This window comes from Fructilactobacillus florum DSM 22689 = JCM 16035 (assembly GCF_001436645.1).
Taxonomy (GTDB): Bacteria; Bacillota; Bacilli; order Lactobacillales; family Lactobacillaceae; genus Fructilactobacillus; species Fructilactobacillus florum.
Window position 1 is genome coordinate 1 of record NZ_AYZI01000019.1, and the last position, 1,995, is coordinate 1,995.

Sequence of the window (1,995 nt, forward strand, 5' to 3'; positions counted from 1 at the left end):
CAGCACTATGCGCCCGATTACATCTCGATCAAATGAATAAAAATTAAAATTATTTTATGTAACTTATTTACAATGGTGTTTCACGTATGTATAGTTAAATTAATTAAAGGTAGGAGGTATTAACTTTGGAAAATAAAAAAAATTTTTTTAAAACTAAAGATAATGCTGTTAAATACATTTATACAAAATTAGATAATCCTACTCCTATAAAATTACAAAAAGCATTGTATTTTGTTTGGGCATTTTATGCAGCAACATATGGGAATGTTGATACTAATGAATCTGAAATTAAAGATTCTGACGTTTCATATCCTGAACATCTTTTTGAACCTAATTTTGAAGCATGGAAATATGGCCCTGTTGATCCCGATGTATGGGAAAATAACAATGGTGGCAATATTGAACCTGTTAATTTAGACAATGTTGATAGTTTAATAAACATTTCAAATAAATCAGTTATTAATGATATTTTATCATTTGTTGATGACATGATTAATCAAGTTAAAGATGTTAATGATTTTGGTCTTGTTAATAGAAGCCATGAAGATTCAGCTTGGAGAGATGTGTGGAAAGATAATTTTCTTCATATAAAAATGGATCCTGCCGAAATAAAAAAAGATTATGTTAAATATGTTGAAGAACAAGGAATGTTATGAGATTTAATCCTTCTCTTAAAAACAGCAAGTCAGTAACACCAAATCTTGTTAATAAAAATAATAGTGTAAAATTAAAAGCAAACGATAATAATAAACTAAATGCACATGACGCTACCGCCAAAGTAATGTTCTTACACGAATCATTAGAGGGACATAAAGATAATAAATTAAAATTTACTGATTTGCTTCCTGAAAAAATTTATTGTGAGAAAATTGAAGCTGCGTTTAATCCTGTAATTAGTGATAAACAATTACTTACGCATGAAAAAAAAATTATAAATTTAAATTATGATAACGGCAATAGAGCTAAATCAATTTTTAAATTAGTATTATCTGATGAAATCATTAATAATTATTGGATTTATGAAGTAGATATAAATGACCATAAATTTGGTTTAAACCAAAGAGGAACATTCAGGGCATTTATGTTATATGTAATTGATAGTTCAGAATTAAATGATAATTCAAATATGTTAATTGTATTCTTATTAGATCCGCATCACTTAGTTTTTCCTATAGAGGATAAAATAAAAAAATTAAAAAAGAACCAAGTTATGAATAAAACATATGACAGTTATAAAGACGATTCAGAAACTTTTTTACGAATATTTAAGGATAAGTTTCATAAAGATGATTTCATAAAAATTGATAATTTATAAAAATTTCACTATCTAAATTAGGTAGTTGGATTTTTTGTTTTGCTTAAATTTGTGCAAAATGTTAATAATTAAATTGTTATAATTAACATATAAAATAATAGGAGGCAATCATGGATTTAGATATTTTAGGGAAAAATGGAACTATAAATTAGATGATAAAACTTATAACGTTCCGTTAAATTATACTAATGAAAGTGGTAAGACCGATATTATAGTTATGGTAGATGGATCATTAAATTCACAACATTTTACGGTAAATATTGGTAAAAAAAATAAAATAAACCTTGCCGATGGAAGAACTATAAATGTCCTTGTTAAAAAGAATACTAATTTAATTTAAATTAAATTTAAATATAATAATGAAAGAAAAATAAATTAAATAATAATATAAAAAAGGACGACCAAAATTAATGGTCATCTTTTGTGTTATCATGATTTCATCTACCATATACAAATATCAATAATTATAAACTGTGGGACTTTTTTAACGATGTCCTACAAAATTACCACATTTACCAAAAATAAATAACAATCAATAAAAAATAAATTTAAGCAAAACTCAATTAACTTACATATTAAAAAACTAATAAAAACATATAAAAATTACTTATAAGATTTATTGCTGCTGGAGCCCAACCCTGTTTGACAGCGGCCGATTTATTAGGACGAGTCGTTATTTG

At 25.1% G+C, this 1,995-nt stretch carries 2 protein-coding genes; both read left to right on the forward strand.

The window, feature by feature from the left end; genetic code table 11:
- Positions 1-125 precede the first annotated feature (125 nt).
- The gene (locus tag FC87_RS06540) at positions 126-656 is read left to right on the forward strand and encodes a Panacea domain-containing protein (RefSeq protein WP_056961977.1); all 531 of its coding nucleotides are present in this window, start codon (positions 126-128) and stop codon (positions 654-656) included.
- On the forward strand, positions 653-1,315 hold the full coding sequence (locus tag FC87_RS06545) for a hypothetical protein (RefSeq protein WP_056961980.1): 663 nt from the start codon (positions 653-655) through the stop codon (positions 1,313-1,315). Before FC87_RS06540 ends, FC87_RS06545 begins: the two co-directional genes overlap by 4 nt.
- Positions 1,316-1,995 lie beyond the last annotated feature (680 nt).